Consider the following 22,834-nt stretch of genomic DNA (forward strand, 5'->3'; position numbering starts at 1 on the left):
TTCATTGAATGGGGCTTATCCCTAGGCGCAAGCATAAGCTCATGTCCGGATAAGTTCATGCTCACGTGCTCAATTGAAGGCAACGCGGCGACGGGTTAGTTTTGCTGCTGTTTCCCAAGGAGTCCACGTTGAGCCATACCGCCCGATCTATCGATAGTGCCGCCATCACCGATGAACAGGTTGCAGACGATCAAGCGCCAGACGACCAGGCCTTGCTTGCGCGCTTTACGCCCGTGTTCCAACGCATCGCCGAGGGTGCCCTGGCGCGCGAACGTGCTGGGCAGCATCCAACCGAAGCGGTGCAATGGCTACGCGAGTCGGGTTTTACCGCCGTGCGTGTGCCGCGTGCCCTGGGCGGTGGCGGCGCCAGCTTGCGCCAGTTGCACCTGCTCTTGATCGCATTGGCCGCGGCGGACTCCAACTTGTCGCATGCATTGCGTGTGCACTTCAGGTTCACGGAAGGGCATTGGTCGCAGCGCGACCTGCCGGAAAGCCAGAAATGGTTGCGCCGCATCGCCGATGGCGCGGTGATCGGCGCCGGCAATGCCGAGCGCACGGGCGAGCATGGCAAGTTCGCCACCAATATCCGGCGTCAAGGCGACGGCTATGTCTTGAACGGCCAGAAGTACTACACGACGGGTTCGCTTTACGCGGACTACGTGTCGGTATCCGTCACCACGGAGAACGGCGAACTGGCGACCGTGGTGGTCGGCACCAGGGCGCCGGGCGTGGAGGTCGTGGATGATTGGGTCGGATTTGGCCAGAAGGGCAGCGGCAGCGGCACCACGGTGTTTCGCGATACGCCAGTGGATGCGGCCAACGTTGCGCCGCCGGTTGGCGGATCGGGCGCGCGCTGGGCGCATGTGCAGCTGTCGCATCTGGCCACGACCGCCGGCATCGTGCGCCGGGCGACCGACGAGATTACGGACTTCGTCAAACAGCGGGCGCGGACCTACCGGCAGGCCAGCGCCGCCATCGCCAAGGACGATCCCTTGATCCAGGCCGTGGTTGGGCGGGCCGATGCCACTGCATATGCCTTGCAGGCCATCGTATTGCAGGCCGCGGCCACGCTGGACGACGTGGCGAACGCGCAATGGGCCTTGCGAGTCGGGCCCCCAGCGGCGCGGACCGAAGCTGCCCTCGCCGCGCTGAAGGAGCGTGATATCGAAGCAGGCCTGGATACGTATCGCGCGCAGGCGGTGGTTTTCGAATTGGCGTTGAAGACCACGACGGAGATCTTCGAAGTGGGCGGCTCGTCGGCCGTGGACCGCAATCGCCATCTGGACCGCCACTGGCGCAACGTGCGCACCCTGGCGTCCCACAATCCCCTGATCTACCGCCATCGCCAGCTGGGCGAGAACCGCCTCAACGGCAACCCGCCGTACAACTTCCTGTCCAACACCCAGACCGCGGCGCTCGGTGGCGAAAGCGAGGATGCGGCGCTGGGGGTGTGAGCGCGCGCGCCGTTGGTGCCGGTATGTTCCGCAGCGAGCCTGATAAAAAATTACTAGACGACCGGTCTAATGTGTTCTAAAGTGCAGCCCATGAACACAGCCACTACCCCAGCGACCAACGATGTGCGAGCGACCATACTCGCGAATGGGCAGCGCATCATGGCGGGTAAAGGATATTCCGCCGTTGGTATCAACGAGATCCTGACGGCTTCCGCTGTGCCCAAGGGGTCCTTCTATCATTACTTCGGATCCAAGGATGCCTTCGGTGAGGCTTTGCTGGAGAACTATTTCGAGGACTACCTTGCCGAGATAGATCGCACCCTGAGGGAGCCGGGGCTAAGCATGGCGCAGCGCCTGATGAACTATTGGACGGCATGGCAGGACAACCAATCGTTCGCCGATTGCCAGGGAAAATGCCTGGCGGTGAAGCTGGGCGCGGAAGTGGCTGACCTGTCGGACGCCATGCGCCGGTCGCTGAAGCGCGGCACGGAAGGTATTACCAGCCGGCTGGCGCAGGCAATCGCAGCGGGTGTGGCGGAAGGCTCCCTTGCCGTGCAGGGCCAGCCCGAAGTAATTGCCCAGAGCTTGTATCAGTTGTGGCTCGGGGCCAGTGTGATGGTCAAGATCCAGCGTAGCACCCAGCCTTTCGCGACCGCGCTTGCGACCACCCGCGTAATCCTGCAGCCGAAGAACTGAAGTAGAAGCACACGACGCATTTTTTCAAGTGCGTCTTTTTTTAATCGACGACTAGACGACTGGTCTAATAGTGACGGTCCAGTCCGTACAAGGAGCTCCAATGCAGTATCCCGCTCTATTCGCGCCCGTCACCCTGGGCCGCCATACGCTGAGAAACCGCATCGTCCTGCCGCCACTGACGCGCCAGCGCAGCGGCCAACCTGGGGACGTGCCTACCGACCTGATGGCCACGTATTACGGACAACGAGCCGGCGCGGGCTTCATGGTCACCGAAGGTACCCAGATCGAACCGCGCGGCAAAGGGTACGCGTGGACGCCCGGAATCCACAGCCAGGCCCAGGTCGACGGTTGGCGCAAGGTCACCGATGGGGTCCACGCCGCAGGCGGCATCATCTTCGCGCAGCTGTGGCATGTCGGCCGGGTCTCCCACGCAGCGTTGCAGCCGGATGGCGCCGCGCCCGTCGCGCCCTCCGCCCTACAGGCGAAGAAGGTCAAGGCCTTTATCGAAACCGGTCCCGGCGCCGGTGTGCTGGTCGAACCTTCGGCACCGCGCGCACTCACGACCGCCGAGGTGAAGGAACTCGTGGCCGCCTATGCCAACGCTGCGAAGAATGCCCTGGCGGCCGGCTTCGACGGTGTCGAAATCCACGCCGCGAATGGGTACCTGGTCAACCAGTTCATCTCGGCCCATGCCAATCTGCGCGACGACGAGTATGGCGGATCGCTGCGCAACCGCTTGCGCTTTCTCACCGAGATTGTGGCCGCCGTTGGCGCCGTCGTCGGGCCGGATCGACTGGGCGTGCGGTTCACGCCGCTGTTCACCAGCACGGACCAGGACCGGGTCTATATCGGACTGGTCGAAGACGATCCGCACGAGACGTATATCGAAGCCATCAAGGTCCTGGAAGCGGCTGGTGTCGCCTACGTATCCATCGCCGAGGCCGACTGGGATAACGCGCCTGATCTGCCGGAGACCTTCCGCCGGGAAGTCCGCCGCGTTTTCAGCGGACGCATTCTGTACGCCGGGCGCTACACCGCCGAGCGTGGCGCCCGGCTGCTGGACACGGGACTGGCCGACCTCATCGCCTTCGGCCGTCCCTTCATCGCCAATCCGGATTTGCCCGAACGAATCGCCAACGGCTGGCCCCTGGCCCCGCTCGACCCGACCACGATGTATGGCGGTGCGGAGCAGGGGTTCACGGATTATCCAGCCTACGCATGAACCACTCCACTCAACATCAAAGAGGTCCTTCCATGAACAACGGTATCGAAAATAAAGTCATCCTGATCACTGGCGGCAGCACCGGCCTTGGCGCCGCAACCGCCAAGTTCCTTGCCGCGCGCGGCGCCAAGGTCGCGGTGGCGGCAAGACGCAAGGAGAAGCTGGACGCGGTTGTGGCGCAAATTACGGCCGCGGGGGGCACCGCGCGTGCCTACGAACTGGACGTCACCGACAAGGCCCAGGTGGAAGCGGTCGTCGCGGCAACCGTGCGGGATTTCGGCAAGGTAGACGTGTTGATAAACAATGCCGGCCTGATGCCGATTCGTCCGATGGCGGAAGTGAACACCGATGAATGGGACGCCATGATCGACGTCAACCTGAAGGGAACGCTTTACGGTATCGCTGCCGTCCTGCCGCGCTTCTTCGCCCAGGGCGATGGCCATATCATCAACTTGAGTTCGGTTGCCGGGGTCAAGGTATTCGCACCGGGGGGCACGGTTTATTCGGGAACCAAGTTCGCGGTGCGCGCGATCTCCGAAGGCTTGCGGCAGGAAGTCGGCGACAAGATCCGCGTCACCTCGATCGAGCCGGGCGCCGTTGACAGCGAGCTGAAATACAGCACATCCGGCACGGCCGCGGAAACCGTGCTGAATTTCTACAAGGACGCCATCCCTGCCGAATCCGTCGCTCGCGCCATCGCTTTTGCCATCGAACAGCCCGCCGACGTAGACATCAACGAGATCGTGCTTCGCCCGACCAGGCAAGAATTCTGATCCGCGTAGCCGGCTCGAAATCCTCGATTGCGCCGTATGATTGGGGCCGCTCTTCCAAGAGCGGCCCCGCGCTTTTTGAATGTCCACCCTCTCTTCGCTGAGTACACCATGCCAAGCAGACCATCGCCCGAGCAACGCCGCGAGTTGGGAACGTTCCTGAGCAGCCGGCGTGCGCGCTTGCAGCCGGCAGAATACGGACTGGAGACGGGACCCCGCCGTACCCCGGGGCTGCGCCGCGAAGAAGTCGCGGTGCTGGCCGGCGTCAGCGTCAGTTGGTACACCTGGCTGGAGCAGGGGCGGGAAATCCAGCCGTCTGCCGATGCGCTGCGGCGGATATCCAGGGTACTCAAGCTCGATCAGGTCGAATCGACCCATTTGTTCGCGCTGTCTTCGCGCGAGGCACCCGCCGTCGCTACGGGAGGCGCGCTGAGCGAGGGACTCGAAATGCTCGTGCGGTCTATCCACGTGCCGGCTTATGTCCGCAATACGCGGCTGGATATCCTGGCCTGGAACGATCCGATTGCCGACATGTTCGTCGACTACGGTCTTCTGCAGGCGCACGAACGCAACACCTTGCGTCTGCTCTTTCTTTATCCCCCTTACCGCACTCAAATTCTCGACTGGGAGCAGATGACGCGCGGGATGATATCCGCCTTCCGGGCCGCCCGCGCGCAGGCGCCGGACAAAGCGCCGTTCAACAGCCTGATCGCCGAGCTGAACGAATTGAGTCCGGAATTCCGTGTGTGGTGGCAGGACACCGAGGTAAAGGGATTCGACGAGGGCGCGAAGCGTATGCGTTTGCCCTCTGGTGAGATCACGGCGTTCACTTATGTGGCGTTGACGCCGGCCGGGCGGCCGGATCTGTCGCTGGTTACCTATATTCCCACGCCGCATTCTTCTGCCAGGGACCGCGAGTAATAGGATAACAAGACGCCTTACTGGGGGCGCCGTGACTGCCTAAAGTGACGTCTGAGCAGTTCTTGAACACTGCTCTCAACCCACCAAAGGCAAAGACATGTCGCAACTCAACTCCGCCCAGATCGCCAATCCGCAGATCGCCGCCGCCGTCTCCCGCAACCCGGCTACCGGTGAGCTCATCGCCACCTACCCATTCCAGACTCCCGCCGAAGTCGAGCGACTGTTGCAGGACAACGCGGCGGCCTACAGCATGTGGCGTGCAACCCCCATGGGCGAGCGCGTCGCCGCCTATCGCCGGCTGGCACAGGCACTGCGCGAAAACAGCGAGAACCTGGCCCACATCATCACCGCTGAAATGGGCAAGACGATTGCCGCGGCCCGGGCTGAAGTCGAAAAGTGCGCGGCGACCATCCTGTGGATCGCTGACAACGGGCCGGCCATCCTCGCCGACGAACCGGTTTCGGTCGATGGCGATGACCAGGTACATGTTTCGTATCTGCCGATCGGCAGCATCCTGGGGGTCATGCCCTGGAACTTCCCTTTGTGGCAGGTAGTGCGCGCCGCCGCCCCCATCATGCTGTCCGGCAACGGCTTCATACTGAAGCATGCCCCGAACGTCATGGGGTCGGCGTACGCCCTTCAACGCCTGTATGAGACGGCTGGCTTCCCCGTTGGACTGTTCGCGAACCTGAACGCCGATAACGAGACCGTGGCTCATGTCATCGAGGATGGCCGCGTTGCCGCCATCACGCTTACCGGCAGCATGCGCGCTGGCGCGGCGGTTGCCGCGCTGGCCGGCAAGGCCCTCAAGAAAAGCCTGCTTGAACTCGGGGGCGCCGATGCCTTCATCGTACTGAAGGACGCCAACATCGACCTGGCCGTGAAAGCGGCGATCGAGGCGCGGTTCCAGAATGCCGGCCAGGTCTGCCTTGCCGCCAAGCGTTTCATCGTGGAAAAGCCCGTTGCCGAAGCATTCACCCGCAAGTTCGTCGCCGCCGCTGCCCAACTGACGGCGGGCGATCCGCTGGACGCGTCGGTGACCATGGGCCCGATGGCGCGCGGCGATCTGCGTGATGAACTGCACGGCCAGGTCCAACGCACCTTGGATGCCGGCGCCACGCTCCTCCTGGGCGGGAACAAGATCGACGGTCCGGGAAATTTCTATGCGCCGACCGTACTGGCGGACGTCAAGCCAGGCATGGCGGCATTCGACGAGGAAACCTTCGGCCCGGTTGCGGCGATCACGGTTGCGGAGGATGCGGAGCACGCCATCGAACTCGCCAACACCAGTGACTACGGCTTGGGCGGCAATCTGTGGACTGGCGACGTGGCTCGCGCTCAACGCATTGCCCGGCGCCTTGAAACCGGCGGTGTCTTCATCAATGGATTCTCCGCAACGAATGCGCGGATTCCGGTGGGCGGCGTCAAGAAGAGCGGCTACGGGCGCGAACTGTCGCACTTTGGCCTGCGCGAATTCACCAATGCCCAGGCCGTGTGGGCAAGGAAAATCGCTTGATATCCAGCGTACGCCGGAGCGGTAAAGTGTCCTCGATTCTCTCCATCTTCCAGTAGACAGTGCCATGCAACTTATCGCTCGCCTCGTGTCGTTCGTAAGTCGCCGGACCCAATGGGCGGATGGCCATGTCTTCGCCGTTACGCCTGAACGCATCGCGCTGGCGGAGGGATTGAGAGCCGCCATCGCGATGGCGCCGCTGCTGGCGGCAGCGGCGGTGATGAACCGGTCCGAACTGGCCTTCGCCGCCATCGGCGTGTTCTGGAATTGCCTTTGCGACCCCCAGGGCGCCAGGCCGGAGCGCTTGCGCAGCATGGCCAGCTTCACGGTGCTGGGCGCCATCGTCCTGCCCATGGCAGCGTACATTGCGCACCTGGGCCAGGTGGCCAGCCTTGCGGTGCTGTTCCTCCTGGTATTCCTGTGCGGCCTGGCGCGCTCGTTCAAGCCGGCGCTGGGCCCCATGCCCGCGCAAGGAGGATTCATCGCCCAGCTGGCGGTGGTCATCGGTATCGCCTCCGCCAGGCCCTTTCTTCCAGCAGTCGAACTGGCAGGCTTCTTTCTGCTCGGGTCTGTCTGGGCCATCGTGTTCTGCGTATTCCTGTGGCCGATTCCCCTGCGGCGTACCGCCACGCTGACGTTCCTGGCTGTTTTCGGACGGCTGGAAGGCATGGCAGCCTGTCTGCAAACGCTGGACGCGGCGCCGACCGTCGATGGCGCCAACGCACAGAAGTGGAATGAATACGACACGGTCTATCGCCGCGGCGTGCGCATTGCCATCGAACGCGCCAGAGCGCTGGCGGCCCGCGATCCAGGTATCGGTGCGGACTTCGAGCGCGGCATCGATGCCGCCGGCCGGGTGTTTTCAGCGCTGGTCGCGATCGGCCACGCGCGGCGCGGGGCTTCCCGGTCGCCGGACGAGGTTTCGAGAAAGTTGCTCGCGCGCCTGCGCCAGCTGTTGAGTGTCATCGCCGAGGCCGACGGCCTGGCGCTATTGCATGGCGCGCCCTATGAAGTCCAGGCCACCGGCTTGCTGCGGGACGCCAAGGCTCGCCTGCAATCCCCTGGCACCTGCGCGCTCGATGACGCCATCACGCGCGCGGTGGTGTTCGCCGCCGCTGCGCTGGCGCGCCTGTCCGAGAAGCACGATGTATCCAGTCCGCCCCTCGTTGAAGCCGGTCCCGCGCCGGTGCGATCTTCGCGGTCGGCGCGCGGTCTATCGAACTGGATCACCGGCGCGGCTGCCAGGCACCGTGTCGACCAGATCGTCTGGCGCCATGCCTTGCGGGTGAGCGTTGCTGCCGTGGTCGCGTACGCAGTCGGTTCCTGGCTAAGCGTGACGTTCGCCTACTGGGGCGCGATTGCCGCCATCATCGTGACGCAGCCGGCGTCGACGAGTACGTGGACGCGTGTCCTGGAGCGCGCCGTCGGCAGTGTCATTGGCGGTGCCATCGCCGCGCTATTGCTGACGCAGGTATCCAGTCCCGGCGCGATGGCCTTGGCCATCATTCCCTTGGCGGCGGCAGCGATTGCCTCCCGGCTGGTCAACTACGGTCTGTTGGTCGTATTCCTCACGCCGATGTTCATGCTGACGTCGGATCTCATCCATCCCGCCCACGGATTGATCTATGCGCGCTTCCTCAATGAAGCGCTGGGTGCGGCCCTGGCCATCGCGGCAAGCTTTCTCCTGTGGCCGGAGAAGGGCACTAACGTGATCCAGTCGACGATCAGCGATGCGATATCGGCCAATATGAAGTTCGCGGCGGCGGCGCTGAGAAATCAGGACGGTGCCACCCCCGAACTGGATGTACAGCAACGCCAGGCGGGCTTGGCCAGCGCCCGGCTCGAAACGACGAGAGAACGTCTGCTCCTGGAGGGGCGGCGGCGCTCGGCACGCCTGGACTGCCTGCGCGCGCTGATCGTCGATATACGTTCGGTTTGCGGCGCCGCGGCCGTTGTCGAAGTCCTGGCCGATGGGACCGCGAGCGACTTGAATCGTCGCCGGGCCGACGACTACGACGCGTTGGCCGCCGGCCTGGTGGCCGCCCTGGCCAAGTCGGGCCCGGTTCCATCCATGGCAGCGTCGACGGCGCCGGTGGATGATCTGGACCAGGCTATCCGCAATCTCGTTGCCGAAGTGAACCACTACGCGAGTATTTCCAGCACGAAGCTATTCAGCAAGCGGATTTCCAGTTGAGGGCACCGTGGGCGATGCCGTCCGGCGACGTTACGTCCATGTCCCGGCCGCGTTCCGCTCACCGCCTTGCCGCAATCTCCGCGTGGCGGCGTGCGATGGCCTGGGCCGCGTAGCGCATGCGCTCCACCACGCGGGGGAAATTGTCTTGCGCCAGGCGCTCGGCCATGGCGGTGACCGTCACGGCCCCCAGTGCGCTGCCGTCCGGGCCAGGAATGGGGATCGCCACCGCGCTGGTGCCCTGCATCAGTCCCAGGGGGGCATGGGCGATACCGCTTGCCCGTGCCTTGGCCACCCGGGCAAGGATGTCGGCCGGACTTTCGCCCAGCACCGCGAAACGCGCGGCGTTTGCCTCGACCACGGCGGTGCTCTCCTGCTCCGGCAGGCAGGCGAGCAAGGCCACCCCGGAAACGCCGACACCCAGAGGCCGCCGCACGCCCACTTCGATGGACAGGACCTGTATGGGATGATGCCCCGTGCGCCGTCCTATGCAGATCGAATCGTGGCCGTGCCGGATGCTGAGGAACACGGTATCGCCTACCTGGTCCGCCAGTTCCGCCAGATAAGGATCCGCCAGTGTCTGCAAGGGAAAGCGGCGCGTGCGCGCCAGCCCGAGCAGGCTGATTTCCTGGCCGATCAGGTAGCGCCGCGTCTCGGGATCCTGCTCGATGGCGTCTTCCTGGATCAGGGTCTTCAACAGGCGGTGCACGGTCGGGCGGTTCAGGCCCGACATGCGCACCAGGTCGATCAGCCGCACGCCGCGCTCCTGGCCGCAGGCCACCAGGCGCAGGATGGCGACGGCGCGGCGTACCGTCTGCGCACCCGTCGGCGTGTCTTCGGCAGCGTCTGTCATTGGCCGTCCGCCAGGACGGACTTGGGCGTCTGCCGCAGCGTCCGCTTGGTGACGATGGGACCCAGCGACGCATAGTTGGGTCCGCCGATGCGGCACACCGGACGCAATAGCGCCGTATCGATCTTGCCGTCCCGTGCCAGGCCATCCCGGATGTGGAAGACCAGCACCTCGCCGACGAAGAATTCGGCGCCCGTATCGCCGAAGGGCGTGACGCTATGGAAGCGGCATTCCATGCTGACGGGCACGGCGGCCAGGCGCGGCGTGGCCACGGCCTCGCCAGGAATCACCTCCAGCCCCAGCAACTCCACTTCGCTGACCTCGGGCGGATGCTCCTCCGCGCTGTCATGGATGGCATCGAGCAGGGTCTCGTCGCCCACATTCACCACGAAATGGCCTTGCTCCAGGATGTTGCGCGCGGTGTCCTTGCGTTGGCCCGCCTTGCGTCCCAGGTTCACGCCTATCATCGGCGGCGTGTTGGAGACGAAGGTGTAGCAGCTGAAGGGCGCCAGGTTGACCTTGCCGCCCGGGCCCAGCGTGCTGATCCAGGCGATGGGGCGCGGCACCACGATGCCGCTCATGAGCTTGTAGGTCTGTTCCGGCGTGAGTTCCGTTGCGGCGATACGCATGATGAGGCTGTCTCTGTGTTTTACGACATGCTCTTGCCGGCATGTCCAATTATTGAACTTTCCGATCGACCGTTCACGAGCCATTTTCGGTGTATTCGCATGGTGGCGCGATCCTGCCGAAAAAGCCTTTCGCGGAATAAGTCCGTCATTTGGACTTTTTGGTGATTCTCGCATTGTCGCCCGCCGCGCGAATTCCTAGAGTCTGTCTGCAGAAGTTCACGAGTTCAAAACAACAACAAACCCGATATCGGAGACAGACACATGACCCGCCATTTCCTGGCCCGGGCTTGCGCCGCCGTCGCGCTCGCCAGCCTGACTTCCCTCGCCCATGCCGCGTGGCCTGATAAACCCGTACGCGTCATCGTGCCGTATCCGCCCGGCGGCAATGTGGACGTCGCCGCCCGCCTGATCGCTCCCGGCCTGCAAGCGGCCTTGGGCCAACCCTTCATCGTCGAGAACAGGCCGGGCGCCGGCGGCATGATCGCCGGCGAGTTCGTCGCGCGGTCCGATCCCGACGGCTATACGCTGTTCATGGCGGCCAACGGCCCCTTGCTGTTCAGTCCATTGATCTTCAAGCGCGACGCCTACAAGTGGAACCGCGACTTCGCGCCGATCAGCTCGATCTCCTACACCCCGCTGGTGCTGGAAGTGAAGCCGTCGCTGCCGGTGAAAAACCTGACTGAGCTGATCGCACTGGCCAGGAAGGAGCCGGGCAAGTTGACCATGGCGTCGCCCGGCGCCGGCACCACCAACCACCTGGTCAGCGAACTGTTGCAGCACATCACCGGCGCGCGCTGGACCACGGCTCAATACAAGGGCAATGCGCCGGCCAATACCGACCTGCTGGGCGGCCAGGTCGACTTCCAGTTCGACCAGATCTCCGTGGCTTCGCCCTTCATCAAGGACGGCAAGCTGCGCGCCCTGGCCGTGACCACCTCCCAGCGCGTGCCGATGCTGCCGGATGTGCCCACGTTCGCCGAGGCGGGTGTGACGGGCATGGACGCGTCGACCTTCACCGGTTTGCTGGCCCCCAAGGGAACCTCGCCGGAAATCCTCGCCAAATTGAGCAAGGCACTGGAAGGCATCCTCGAGCAGCCCGACATCATCAAGCGCTTCGCCGACCTGGGCGCGGAAGCGCGCGGCAGCTCGCCGGAAGCATTCACCCATTACCTGGCCGCCGAGGACGCCCGTTGGACGCCCATCATCGAGAGCGCCCACATCACCGCCAACTGACCACGGAATCGCCATGACCAGACGCAGCATCTACGCCGAAGGCTTCAGCCACAAGAACCCCATTCCCGCCGCCTGCCGTATCGGCGCCATGCTTTATTCGGGCAGCATCCAGGGCACCGATCCCGCCAGCGGCGCCTATGGCGCAACCATAGAGCGCCAGTGCGAACTGATGTTCGATCATGTCCGCCGCATTGTCGAGGCCGGCGGCGGGTCGCTCGCCGACATCATCAAGATGACGGTGTGGATGCGCGACCGCGATCAGCGGGCCGCCCTGAATGCGCCCTGGCTGCGCGCTTTTCCGAATCCTGATGATCGTCCCGCACGCCACACGATGAAGGCAGACCTGGACGGCGACAAGCTCATCGAATGCGATTTCATCGCGGTCATCGCTGGCCACGATAAGGGGGCGGCGGCATGAGCGACTACCAATCCTTCCAGCCGCATCCCACCGCGCCCCGCACCCGGCTGCCGGCGGGCGCCTGCGACAGCCAGTTCCATGTGTTCGGGTCGGTCGAGCGCTATCCGGTGCGCGCGGGCGCCGCCTACGAAATGCCCAGCGCGACCATCGAGGTCGCCTTGAAACTGCACCGCCTGCTCGGCATCGAACGTGGCGTCATCGTGCAGGCGACCACCTATGGCGCTGACCACCAAGTGGTCCTCGACGGCCTGGCGGTGGCCGGTCCCAACTATCGCGGGTGTGCCAACGCGGCTGTGCTGGCCGAGCGCGACGATGCCTATATCGCCAGGCTGCACGATGCCGGCGTGCGCGGCGCCCGTTATACCCGCCAAGGGCTGGGCATCAGCATGGAGCCTGCGGTCTACCAGCGCTCGATCGCACGCCTGCGCGAGCTGGGCTGGTACGCCAAATTCCAGCCCGAGCCTGACGGCATCATGGCCCAGGTGGCGCAGTTCGAAGACCTGGACATCCCGGTGGTCATCGACCATATGGGCCGCGCCAACCCGCAAGCGGGGGAGGGCGATCCCAGCCGTCGCAAACTGCTGGAACTGCTCGAGCGCGGCAACTTCTGGGTGATGCTGTCGTTGTCGGAAAAGCTGTCCCGCACGGGTGAGCCGTGGGACGACGTCATACCCCTGGCGCAGGCCATGATCCAGGCCAACCCTGATCGCGTGATCTGGGGCAGCGACTGGCCCCATCCAGTCTCTGTCAAGGCCACGCCCGACGAAGGCCGCTTGGTGGATCAACTGGCTCGCTACGCCGGCGACGCGGCCACCTTGAAGAAAATCATGGTCGATAACCCGGCCCAGCTATTTGGATACGACAAATGAAACTGCTGTCCTTCGAATACCAAGGCCGCGCCAGCTACGGCCTGCTGCGCGGTGACGATGAGATCGTCGACCTGGGCGCGCTGGGCCATGCCAGCCTGCGCGAGGCCATCGCGGCCGGGGCGCTGCCCGACCTGGCGCGGCGCGCGGCGGCCTTGGCCGCTTCATCCGCCGCCGCCGGCACCCCGCTGCGCCTGGCGGACGTGCAGCTGCTGCCACCCATTCCCGCGCCGGAGAAAATCATCTGCGTCGGCGTCAACTACGGCAATCGCAACGAAGAGTACAAGGACGGCAGCGCGCCGCCGGCGTATCCGAGCGTGTTTCCCCGCTTCCCGGGTTCGTTCGTGGGACATGGCCAGGCCTTGCTGCGGCCACGCGTGTCGCGGCAATTGGACTACGAGGGAGAAATCGCCCTCGTCATTGGCAAGCGGGGCCGCCATATCCCGGCCGCTGACGCCTGGTCCCACGTGGCCGGCCTGACCTGCTGCAACGAGGGGACGGTGCGCGACTGGGTGCGCCATGGCAAGTTCAATGTGACACAGGGCAAGAATTTCGACGCCAGCGGCTCGATGGGACCGTGGATGGTGACGGCGGACGAGTTCGATCCCGCCGCGCCGTTGACCGTGACCACCCGCGTGAACGGCGAGCAACGCCAGCATGACACCACGGCGAACCTGATGTTCCCCTTCGCCGAGTTGATCCGCTATATCTCTCTGTGGACCGCGCTGGAGCCGGGCGACGTCATTTCCACCGGCACGCCGGTCGGGGCGGGCGTGCGTTTCGATCCGCCGCGCTATCTCAAACCGGGCGACGTCGTCGAAGTGGAGGTGCCTGGCATCGGCACGCTTTCGAACACCGTTGCCGACGAACCGGGAGCTGCTCATGCTCAATGACGAGGACCGTGCACGCGCCGCCGAACTGCTGTTGGAGGCCGAGCGCACCGGTGTGCCCACGCAGCAGCTGGCCCAGGCCTTTCCGGGGATGGAGATCGCCGACTCCTACGCCATCCAGCAGCGCATCATCGACCGCAAGATCGCCGATGGTGCGCGCCTGCGCGGCCACAAGATCGGCCTGACGTCCAAGGCCATGCAGAGCACCGTAGGCATAGACGAGCCCGACTACGGCCATCTGCTGGATACGATGTTCTTCCAGGATGGCCAGACGATTTCCACGGAGAAGCTCATCGTGCCCCGTGTCGAAGTCGAGTTGGCTTTCGTGCTGGGCAAGCCGCTGCGTGGCCCGGCTGTTTCCCTGTTCGACGTCCTGGACGCCACGGACTATGTCGTGCCCGCGCTGGAAATCATCGATGGCCGCAGCCGCTATCCCCGCACCATCGTCGACAACATCGCCGACAACGCGGCCTGCGCCGGCATCGTCCTGGGCGGCAGGCCGGTACGGCCCATGGACATCGACCTGCGCTGGGTGGGTGCCATCCTGCTGAAGAACGGCGTCATCGAGGAATCCGGCGTGTCAGCCGCCGTGCTGGGGCATCCGGGCCTGGGTATCGCCTGGCTGGCCAACAAGCTGGCCCTGCATGACGCCGGGCTGGAAGCCGGCCACATCGTCCTGGCCGGCTCCTTCACACGAACCGTCGCCGTAGGACCGGGCGACACCCTGCATGCCGACTACGGCAAGCTGGGCGGTATCTCCGTTCATTTCTCCTGAGGCGGCAGGCGATCGGTCGGCGCGGCGGATCAGAACCGCGCGATGGTGAATGGCGCCAGGTCTACGCTCGGGCGCTCATTCACCAGTAGCTGCGCGATCAGCGCCGCCGTGGTGGCGGACTGGGTCAGGCCGAGATGGCCGTGGCCGAATGCATACAGGACGTCCGGATGCCGCGGTGACAGGCCCAGGACGGGCAGGGAGTCGGGCGTGGTGGGCCGATTACCCATCCACTGCCTGGCGTCGGCATCCTGCAGGTCCGGCAGATAACGGCGCGCCAATTGCAGCAGGGCATCGCTGCGTTTGAAGTTGGGCGCCGCTTCGAGTCCGGCGAATTCGGCGGCGCCGCCGATGCGCAGGCCTATCGCCAAGGGCGTGGCGACGAACATCCGTTCCGCGAAGATGACTTCACGATTCAGGCGTCCGACGCTGCGCGGAAGCGTGGTGTTGTAGCCGCGCTCGCTTTCGACCAGGGCGCGGTCGCCCACGGTGCCTGCCAGCCGGGCCGACCATGCGCCGGCGGCGACCAGGAGCTTGTCGCCTGTCACCTGCCTGCCGTCGCTGGTGCACACCGCGTTCCCCTCGATGCGCGCGGCTTCGCCACGCACGAATTCCACGCCACGCTCGCGCAGTTTTTGCCGCAGCACGTCGACGATGCGCTTGGGATCGTCGATGTGGGCCCAGTCTTCCAGCATGACGGCGTGCCTGAAGACCGGTGCCAGGCCGGGTTCCAGTTCCCGCAGTTCCGCCAGATCGACGGGTCGCCAGCGCACGCCGCGCTCCCGCTTGAACTGCCACGAGGCCCGCTCGTCGGCGTAGGCCGCGTCGGTCTCATAGACGGTCAGGGCGCCACGCTTGTGCAGATCCCCGGACAGGTCCAGGTCGCCAAGCATCGCTTCGAAGTCCGCCAGGCACAGGCGGTTCAAGGACGCCAGGGCGTCACCGATGCGCGCGTAATTGCCCGGGTCGCCGACTTTGCGCAGCGCCAGGTACCAGGGCAGAAGACGTGGCGCGTGACCGGGCCGGATCGCCAGCGGCCCCAGCGGATCCAGCAGCCAGCGCAGCGGCTTCAGTCCCATGCCGGCCAGGCTAAGCGGCACGCATTCGGAGACGGCGATGCCGCCGGCATTGCCATGGGAGGCCCGGTCTCCTTCGAAGTCCGGATCCACCACGGTGACGGTGAAGCCGCGCTTCCGGGCCGCCCACGCGCAAGAGAGGCCGATGATGCCAGCCCCCACCACGACGAGATGACGCATTTCAATCCTTCAAGTTCTATGACGCTCGTCCGGCCTGCAATGCTGTGGGCCTGGACGTTTCCAAGGATCCAACGGTCCAACGGTCCAAGGGTACCGGGAGCGCTCGGTCACTTCACCAGGAAGCCCTTGTACAGCGGATCGCGGTCATTGACGAAGATCGTGTTGTGGCCGGTGATGCGGGCCCAGCCTTCGACGCTGGGACGGATGCCGTCATGGTCGCCCACCTTGACAGGTTCCACCGCAACGCCGTTGAACGACGTGCCGATGATGCTCTCGTGGACAAACTTCTCGCCGATCGCCAGCTGGCCCTTGGCGACCAGCTGCGCCATCCGCGCGGACGTGCCCGTGCCGCAGGGCGAGCGGTCTATCGCCTTGTCGCCGTAGAACACGGCATTGCGCGCGCTGGCGCCTTTCATATGCGGCTTGCCGGTCCACATGACGTGGGACAGGCCGTTGATCGCGGGCGTCTCGGGATGCACGAAGGTGTACTTCTCGTTGGCCTTGCGGCGCAGGATGGGGCTCAGGCGCTGGATGTCCGAGGGCGCCAGGCTGTCCAGGTCGGCGAAATTGGGCTGGGCTTCGACGATGGCGTAGAAGTTGCCGCCATAAGCGACATCGAAGCGGATCTCCCCCAAGCCATCGACGTCGACCACCAGGTCGCGCGAGTGCAGAAATGACGGCACGATGGTCAGCCGCACGGATTCGACGTACTCGCCAGCCATGGTGTAGTGGGCCAGGACCAGACCGGCCGGTGTATCCAGGCGCAGCACGCCGGGCTCGCGCGGCTGGACCAGGCCATTCTCGATTAGAAAGGTGACGGTGCCGATGGTGCCGTGGCCACACATGGCCAGGCAGCCGCTGACTTCGATGAAGAGTATCGCCACATCGCAGTCCGGCCGCGTCGGGGGGTAGACGATCGTGCCGGACATGACGTCATGTCCGCGGGGCTCGAACATCAGGGCAGTCCGGATCCAGTCGTAGTCGCGTTCGAAATGTGCGCGCCGCTCGATCATCGAGTTCCCTTGCAAGGCAGGGGCGCCGCCCGTGACCAGCCGGACGGGGTTGCCGCAGGTATGCCCGTCGATACAAAAAAAGGTGTGATTCATTGCATGAGTCCTGACGGTTGGCGTATCCACGTCCCGGCTTTCATCACGCCGACGATCTTCTCGCCCTGGTTCCTGACGAGTACCGAGATGTCCTTCACCGGGTCACCGTCGACCACCAGCAGGTCGGCGCAGGCGCCCACGGCAATCACGCCCAGCTTCCCTTTGCGGTCCAGGATCTCCGCGCCGATCGCAGTGGCCTGGCAGATCACCTCGAAGTTGCCCAGCACCTTGGCCCGGATCTCCAGTTCCTCGGTCTGGTACTGCTGCATATCGCCCAGCAGATCGCTGCCGATACCCATCTTCACGCCATGGCGCTGCATGATCTTCAGGGCTTCGATGCCCTGCAGGCGCACGTTTTCGTTTTTCGCAAGGGTATCGTCCGACAAACCTTGCTGCTTGCCCACGCGGCTCATGGCGTCATAGGTGACCAGCGTAGGGACGGCATAGGTACCGTGTTGCGCCATGACGGCAGCAGCCTCGTCGTCGATCAGGTTGCCGTGTTCGATGGTCTTCACGCCCAGCTTGGCGACCCGGCTGATCGCGGCCGGCGTGTAGGCATGGGCCATGACATAGGTCTGGTGGGACTGCGCTTCCTCCACCACGGCCTTGATCTCATCGACGGAGAACTGCAGATTGCCGATGGGATCCGTCGGCGACGCAACCCCGCCGGACGCCATGATCTTGATCTGGTTGGCGCCCGACCGCATTTCCTCGCGCACCGCCTTGCGGATCGCATCGACGCCATCGACGATACGCCCGATGGCGCCGGCATTGCGGTTGCAACCGCATGGGTCCGGGTCCGAACCGTCGTAGCGGTCGCGGAAATCGGCATGGCCGCCGGTTTGCGAAAGGGCCTTGCCGCTGATGAACAGGCGCGGGCCGTCTATGGTGCCGTCCTCGATGGCGCGTGTGAGGGCGTAGTCGGCGCCGCCGGCATCGCGCACCGACGTGAAGCCCCGTTCTATCATGCCCTGGAGTATCGGCACGGCCCGCAGGATGGCCAGGGTATTGGGCAGGCGGCCGTTGAGGCCCAGGTTGGCCACGGAGGCGATCACATGCACGTGGCAGTCGATCATGCCCGGCATGACGGTCTTGCCGGCGACGTCGATGACGACCGCGTCCTTGTTGGCCAGGTCGCCGGCGGCGATTTCCTGGATCTTGTCGTCGGCCACCAGGATGGAATAAAGCGTCTGGTCGTCGGGATGATGGATATCGAGGACCTTGCAGTTTTTCAGGATGATCATCTGGGTTTTCATGGTTTGGACCTTTTTTTTCAGACGTTTTTTTCAGACCTTTTTTCAGACCGTTTCCAGCGTGACTCCTGGCGGCAATGCGCCGTCCAGGGTCGAGGCTGCTTCGGTCAAGGCGGCGGAGAGCAGTTGCGCGACCACGTTGGCGGCGGCCGGGTCCGCGCCGTCATAGTGGGCGGGACCATCGAGCAGGTTGAGCGACCCCACCACGGTGCCGCGATTGCGCACGGGGACATTCAATACGCTGCCCAGCCCATGGCTGGTCAGCAAGGCATGATCGGAAAAGACCGAGGCCAGATCGGCGGGCGTCGAGCCCAGGTAGCCCGTGCCCGTCAGCAGTACACGGTCCACCCAGGCGCTTTGCGTAACGCGCTTGACGCCACCCACGGGGTTGATGTCGGGCCGGCTGCTGTGGAGCCGCTGCAGCAGCCCGGCCTTCGTGTCGAAGGCGAGTATCGTGTACAGCCGATGACCGTACAGCTGCTGCAGCGCCAGGTCGCTGGCCTGCCACATCCGCGCATGGGATGTGGCGGCGCCGAGCGCTGCCGCCAGCTGCGCGAGTATCGTCAGCCTGGCTACGGCCAGCGAGTCGGCGGCTTGCTCATCGACGGCTTGCTTATCGTGATCCTGCAAGGCGATCTCCCGAAGCAGCGATTGCGCCGCCTGCGTGTGCATTGGATGCCGCGATGTCTTCCAGTGTGCGGCCGGTGGTGTCGATGCCGAAGAAGAGGACCGCCAGGGCGCCCGTAAGCAGCACCAGCGTCGTCATGCCGAACACGCCCGCGAATCCCAGCGCGGGATAGATCACGCCGACGATGGTCGGCGACGCAATGGCGCCGAGACGGGCAAAGGACGAGGCGGCGCCCATGCCGGTGGCGCGCATATGCGTGGGGTAAAGCTCGGGGGTGTAGGCGTACTGGCCGGCATTCACGCCATTCATGCCGAAGGACAGGAAGATCGATGCGACCAGTATGCCGGTCGGGTCCTTGATGAACACCAGCGCGATGGCCGCCGCGCAGGCGAAGGCCATGTACATCACGATGGTCGCCTTGCGGCCTATCTTGTCGTTGAAGTACGCGGCGGAGTAGTAGCCCGGGATCTGGGCCAGGTAGATGGCGATGGAATACGAGAAGCTCTTGGTGATCGTCAGCCCTTGCTGGACCAGCAGACCAGGGATCCAGGTGAAGAACGCGTAGGAGCAGAAGGTGATCGACAGCCAGAACGTCCACGTCATCGCGGTGATGCCGCGCCAGGGCGGCTGCCACAAGGCCAGCAGCTGCAGATGGAACGGCGTGGTCTTGGCGGCCTGGGCAACCGGCGGCGCCGCGTCAGGCTGCAATGCCGGTAGCGAGGTACCCAGGATGCGTTCCGCCTGCGCTTCCAGCTTGCTGACGACGGCGTCGGCCTCGGCGTCGCGCCCCTGGCTTTCGAGCCAGCGCGGTGACTCGTCCAGCGCCTTGCGCCACCACAGCAGGACCAGTACCGGCGCGGCGGTGATGAACAGCGCCCAGCGCCAGCCATCGTCCGAAAGCGGTACGACGAAGTAGCCGAGCAGCGCCGCCGTGACGAAGCCGAACGAGAAGAATCCCGCCAGCGCGCCCGTGAAACGCCCGCGGTACCGGCTGGCGACGAACTCTGCCAGGAAGGGCGCGATGATGGCGCCTTCAGCGCCCATGCCTATGCCGCCCAGTACGCGGAAGGCCAGGAAACAGTGCCAGTCATGGGTCAGCGCATTGGCAACCGACATGATGCAGAAAATGGACAGCGCCCACATCATGACGCCGCGGCGGCCGAAGCGGTCGCCCAGCAGGCCCGCGGCCAGGGCGCCGATCAGGAAGCCAACATACGTGCTGCTGGCCAGCACGCCCACCTGGATGCTGCTCAACTCCCACTGCGTGCGTAATACGGGCAGGACGAAGGCAATGATGCCGGCGTCCAATGCTTCGAATGCGAAGCCGAGCCCGCCCATGAGCAGAAGCATCAGGTGGACCCGGCAGAATGGAATGCGCTCAAGGCGCGCTGAGACCGTGGACATGTTGGTATTTCCCTTGTTCTGGTGAAGTACGCGCGGTGGCACTGGCGTCGTCATGTCGTTTGCGTCCGGCCGAAGCGCGCATCGCTTCGGCCGGCCTGGGTCAGTAGCCGAGGGCCTTGAGGTCGGCCAGCGTCTTCTTGACGATGGCGATGGTCTTTTCGCGCTCCGCGCCTTCCAGGTCCAGGCGCGGCGGCTTGACGGTTTCGGACGACCCGCTGACCATGTTTTCCGCCAGCTTGATGTGCTGGACCAGCTTGACCACCGTGTCCAGGTGGAACAGGGGCGTCAGCACCGCGTAGAGCTTGCGCGCCTTGGCGAAGTCACCGGCAACGGCCAGCTTGAGCAATTCGACCGACTCCTTCGGCAGGGCGTTGGCCATGCCCGACACCCATGCTTTCACGCCCAGGGCCGCGCTTTCCAGGATCAGGTCGTCAACGCCGCAGACGACATTGAGCCTGTCGCCGAAGCGCGAGATGAGGTCGGTGACACGCGTGGTGTCATAGGATTCCTCCTTGATGGCGGTGATGGTCGGCGCCTGCAGGAGTTCCGCCACGACGTCAGGCGTCAGGTCGACGCCGTAGCCGCGGGGATTGTTGTAAAGCAGGATTTCCAGCTTGGACGCGCTGGCGACGGCCTTGTAGAAGGCGATGGTTTCCCGGTTGTCCGATTTATAGGTCAGGGCGGGGAACACCATCAGCCCGTCTATCCCCAGCTTTTCCGCTTCCTTGGCGTAAGCCACGGCCTTTTCGGTGCTGGTCTCCGCCACGCCCGACACGATGGGCACACGGCCCTTGATGGTTTCCTTGGCCGTGCGCAGGACGGTCAGCTTTTCTTCGGGCGACAACTGCGCGTTCTCGCCGACCATGCCCATCATCACGACGCCGCCCACGCCATTGGCGATGAGGCGTTCCAGGCCGGCGCGGATGGCGTCCACGTCCAGCGAGAAATCGGCTTTGAGTTTGGTGGTGACCGCGGGGAAAACGCCTTGCCACTGGATAGTCATGTCTGGCTTCCTTGAGAAATGAGGGAGAAGATGGCGGTTGAATCGCTGGTTACTTTATATTGGATCCAATTTATACCGCCGAAAAAAGCGTCAGCGAGCTGTCTGGAAAGGAGGACACGATGCTGACGACGGGATCCTGGATCCAATATATGCCAAGACGAAAACGCAAGGGGGCTTGATTTCCAGGGGTTTTCCCTAGATAAAGGGAGCTCTTTGACTTCTCGGTACTTGGAAATGTCCGTTCTGCCGCCGAGCCGACGACCAGCCGCCGCCGTCGCGCCGACGAAGACCAGCCAGCGCATCTATCGCTCTCTCCGTGGGCAGATCCTCGATGGGAGCCTGCGTGCGGGCGCGCCGCTGGCGTCGACACGCGCGCTGGCTATCGAGCTGGCGGTGTCGCGCTCCACCGTGACCGCCGTCTATGAGCAGTTGGCGGCGGAAGGATATCTGGAGACGCAGCGGGGCAAACGGGCTGTCGTCGCCGCGGGCGTCGCGCCTGCACCCCGGCAGGACCGGGAGGTCGGCGACCAGGACTTCAACCACCGGGACGTCAGCAGCTATGCCAGACGGATCTCGGGCTTCGACCCCGCCACAGGTACCGGCACTGAGCCCGCATCGGTCATCGACTTCCGCTACGGGGCCTTGTCGGCGGACGACTTCCCCCTGCTGGCCTGGCGCAAGGCCTATAACCGAATCCTGGTGCAACGCCAGCAGCGCCTGGGTTACGGCGAGCCGGAAGGCGAAGCGCCGTTGCGGCAAGCACTACGCGGCTATCTGCACCGGGCGCGCGGGCTGCGGTGCGAGGCGGACCAGATCGTCATCGTGCATGGTTCACAGCAAGCGATCGCGCTATGCACCCAGCTGCTGGTAAATCCCAGGGATGGTGTCGTCGTCGAGGATCCCGGCTACGTGATGGCGCGGCGGGTGTTCGAAGCGGCCGGTGCGCAGGTGCTGCCTGTGCCGGTTGACGAGCAGGGCCTGGATACGCGCCGGCTGCCCGCCAAGGCTTGCAAGCTGATCTACCTGACGCCGTCGCACCAGTTTCCGCTCGGGGGCGTGCTGCCGATCAACCGGCGCAAGGAGTTGCTGGCCTGGGCCGTCAGGCAGCGGGCCTGGATCGTCGAGGACGATTACGACGGCGAATTCCGCTATGGCATGCGGCCGGTCGACGCCTTGCAGTCCATCGATGATTCCAACGGCGTCATCTATGTCGGCACGTTTTCCAAGGCGCTGTCGCCGCAGCTGCGACTGGGTTATGTGGTGCTGCCGACCTCTCTGGTGGCCTTGTTTCGCCAGGCCAAATGCCTGGCCGACCGGCATGCGCCCAGGTTGGACCAGCTGGTATTGGCGGCGCTGATCGAAGACGGTTCCTACGAACGCCATGTGCGCCGTTGCCGGCGCATGAATGAACAGCGTCGTGGCACCTTGCTGCAGGCCCTGGAAAAGCATCTGCCTGAAGCGGTGATCGTCGATGGCGCGGCGTCGGGCCTGCACATGGTCATCTGGTTGGCGCGCGTTCCGGCGCAAGACGAAGCGCGCTTCGCCGAACACGCGCGAGCGCATGGTGTGGGGATACGTCCGTTGTCGCCGCTGTATGCGTCGGCGTCTTCCAGCCGGCAGAGGGATTGCGCGGGATACGTCATCGGCTATGCCAGCTTGCCGGTGGAACACATTGTCCCGGGCGTACGCCGGCTGGCGACGGCGTTGCGCAAGTTCCCGGAAGTGGTCCGGAAAGATAAGCAAAAACTGGAACTTTAGC

At 64.7% G+C, this 22,834-nt stretch carries 21 protein-coding genes; 13 read left to right on the forward strand and 8 right to left on the reverse strand.

Annotation, left to right across the window (positions count from 1 at the left end):
* The first annotated feature begins 128 nt into the window (after positions 1-128).
* From CEY05_RS22945 to CEY05_RS22975, 7 genes are all read left to right on the forward strand, one after another.
* Complete coding sequence (locus CEY05_RS22945) at positions 129-1,454, forward strand: acyl-CoA dehydrogenase family protein (RefSeq protein WP_158219397.1); 1,326 nt, start codon at positions 129-131, stop codon at positions 1,452-1,454.
* A gap of 90 nt (positions 1,455-1,544) precedes the next feature.
* Positions 1,545-2,150, forward strand: a complete 606-nt coding sequence (locus CEY05_RS22950; RefSeq protein WP_088599829.1) for a TetR/AcrR family transcriptional regulator — start codon at positions 1,545-1,547, stop codon at positions 2,148-2,150.
* A gap of 100 nt (positions 2,151-2,250) precedes the next feature.
* Positions 2,251-3,372, forward strand: a complete 1,122-nt coding sequence (locus CEY05_RS22955) for an alkene reductase (protein ID WP_088599588.1) — start codon at positions 2,251-2,253, stop codon at positions 3,370-3,372.
* A 32-nt stretch (positions 3,373-3,404) separates the two neighbouring features.
* Positions 3,405-4,145 carry an SDR family oxidoreductase gene (locus tag CEY05_RS22960; RefSeq protein WP_088599589.1) on the forward strand — a complete coding sequence of 247 codons (741 nt, stop codon included), beginning with the start codon at positions 3,405-3,407 and terminating at the stop codon, positions 4,143-4,145.
* Positions 4,146-4,253: 108 nt separating this feature from the next.
* Positions 4,254-5,063 carry a helix-turn-helix transcriptional regulator gene (locus CEY05_RS22965; protein ID WP_088599590.1) on the forward strand — a complete coding sequence of 270 codons (810 nt, stop codon included), beginning with the start codon at positions 4,254-4,256 and terminating at the stop codon, positions 5,061-5,063.
* Between the two features lie 97 nt (positions 5,064-5,160).
* Positions 5,161-6,579 carry an NAD-dependent succinate-semialdehyde dehydrogenase gene (locus CEY05_RS22970; RefSeq protein WP_088599591.1) on the forward strand — a complete coding sequence of 473 codons (1,419 nt, stop codon included), beginning with the start codon at positions 5,161-5,163 and terminating at the stop codon, positions 6,577-6,579.
* 64 nt (positions 6,580-6,643) lie between these two features.
* Positions 6,644-8,770, forward strand: coding sequence for an FUSC family protein (locus CEY05_RS22975; RefSeq protein WP_088599592.1), 2,127 nt, complete (start codon positions 6,644-6,646; stop codon positions 8,768-8,770).
* Positions 8,771-8,828: 58 nt separating this feature from the next.
* On the opposite strand, the gene CEY05_RS22980 is transcribed toward CEY05_RS22975, so the two are convergent.
* Both CEY05_RS22980 and CEY05_RS22985 read right to left on the reverse strand, forming a co-directional pair.
* Positions 8,829-9,620 (reverse strand): IclR family transcriptional regulator, encoded by a 792-nt coding sequence (locus tag CEY05_RS22980; protein ID WP_088599593.1) that lies wholly within the window; start codon positions 9,618-9,620, stop codon positions 8,829-8,831.
* Complete coding sequence (locus CEY05_RS22985) at positions 9,617-10,246, reverse strand: flavin reductase family protein (protein WP_088599594.1); 630 nt, start codon at positions 10,244-10,246, stop codon at positions 9,617-9,619. The genes CEY05_RS22980 and CEY05_RS22985 overlap by 4 nt, the downstream gene beginning before the upstream one ends.
* A 261-nt stretch (positions 10,247-10,507) precedes the next feature.
* Between CEY05_RS22985 and CEY05_RS22990 the strand changes: the two genes are divergently transcribed.
* Genes CEY05_RS22990 through hpaH form a run of 5 tightly spaced genes read left to right on the forward strand, consistent with a single transcriptional unit; the run spans position 10,508 to position 14,428 of the window.
* Complete coding sequence (locus CEY05_RS22990) at positions 10,508-11,479, forward strand: tripartite tricarboxylate transporter substrate binding protein (RefSeq protein ID WP_088599595.1); 972 nt, start codon at positions 10,508-10,510, stop codon at positions 11,477-11,479.
* 13 nt (positions 11,480-11,492) lie between these two features.
* Positions 11,493-11,897 (forward strand): RidA family protein, encoded by a 405-nt coding sequence (locus tag CEY05_RS22995; RefSeq protein WP_088599596.1) that lies wholly within the window; start codon positions 11,493-11,495, stop codon positions 11,895-11,897.
* On the forward strand, positions 11,894-12,766 hold the full coding sequence (locus CEY05_RS23000) for an amidohydrolase (RefSeq protein ID WP_088599597.1): 873 nt from the start codon (positions 11,894-11,896) through the stop codon (positions 12,764-12,766). Before CEY05_RS22995 ends, CEY05_RS23000 begins: the two co-directional genes overlap by 4 nt.
* Positions 12,763-13,656: a fumarylacetoacetate hydrolase family protein gene (locus CEY05_RS23005; protein WP_088599598.1), complete on the forward strand. Its 894-nt coding sequence runs from the start codon at positions 12,763-12,765 to the stop codon at positions 13,654-13,656. Before CEY05_RS23000 ends, CEY05_RS23005 begins: the two co-directional genes overlap by 4 nt.
* The gene (gene hpaH / locus CEY05_RS23010) at positions 13,646-14,428 is read left to right on the forward strand and encodes a 2-oxo-hept-4-ene-1,7-dioate hydratase (RefSeq protein WP_088599599.1); all 783 of its coding nucleotides are present in this window, start codon (positions 13,646-13,648) and stop codon (positions 14,426-14,428) included. Before CEY05_RS23005 ends, hpaH begins: the two co-directional genes overlap by 11 nt.
* 29 nt (positions 14,429-14,457) lie before the next feature.
* Here the strand turns inward: hpaH and CEY05_RS23015 are convergent, their stop codons facing one another.
* From CEY05_RS23015 to CEY05_RS23040, 6 genes are all read right to left on the reverse strand, one after another.
* A complete protein-coding gene (locus CEY05_RS23015; RefSeq protein WP_088599600.1) occupies positions 14,458-15,681 on the reverse strand; it encodes an FAD-binding oxidoreductase in 1,224 nt (407 codons plus the stop codon).
* 107 nt (positions 15,682-15,788) lie between these two features.
* Complete coding sequence (locus CEY05_RS23020) at positions 15,789-16,787, reverse strand: 4-hydroxyproline epimerase (protein WP_088599601.1); 999 nt, start codon at positions 16,785-16,787, stop codon at positions 15,789-15,791.
* Positions 16,784-18,031, reverse strand: coding sequence for an amidohydrolase family protein (locus CEY05_RS23025; protein WP_088599602.1), 1,248 nt, complete (start codon positions 18,029-18,031; stop codon positions 16,784-16,786). The genes CEY05_RS23020 and CEY05_RS23025 overlap by 4 nt, the downstream gene beginning before the upstream one ends.
* 54 nt (positions 18,032-18,085) lie before the next feature.
* Positions 18,086-18,670, reverse strand: coding sequence for a GAF domain-containing protein (locus CEY05_RS23030; RefSeq protein ID WP_143220592.1), 585 nt, complete (start codon positions 18,668-18,670; stop codon positions 18,086-18,088).
* Positions 18,654-20,072, reverse strand: coding sequence for an MFS transporter (locus CEY05_RS23035; RefSeq protein WP_088599604.1), 1,419 nt, complete (start codon positions 20,070-20,072; stop codon positions 18,654-18,656). The genes CEY05_RS23030 and CEY05_RS23035 overlap by 17 nt, the downstream gene beginning before the upstream one ends.
* A gap of 100 nt (positions 20,073-20,172) precedes the next feature.
* Positions 20,173-21,075 (reverse strand): dihydrodipicolinate synthase family protein, encoded by a 903-nt coding sequence (locus CEY05_RS23040; protein ID WP_088599605.1) that lies wholly within the window; start codon positions 21,073-21,075, stop codon positions 20,173-20,175.
* 234 nt (positions 21,076-21,309) lie between these two features.
* Here CEY05_RS23040 and CEY05_RS23045 point away from each other — a divergent pair, with 234 nt between their 5' ends.
* Positions 21,310-22,833, forward strand: coding sequence for a PLP-dependent aminotransferase family protein (locus tag CEY05_RS23045; RefSeq protein WP_088599606.1), 1,524 nt, complete (start codon positions 21,310-21,312; stop codon positions 22,831-22,833).
* Position 22,834 lies beyond the last annotated feature (1 nt).

Origin of the sequence: Achromobacter sp. HZ34, assembly GCF_002209485.1 — a bacterium.
GTDB lineage: Bacteria > Pseudomonadota > Gammaproteobacteria > Burkholderiales > Burkholderiaceae_B > Bordetella_C.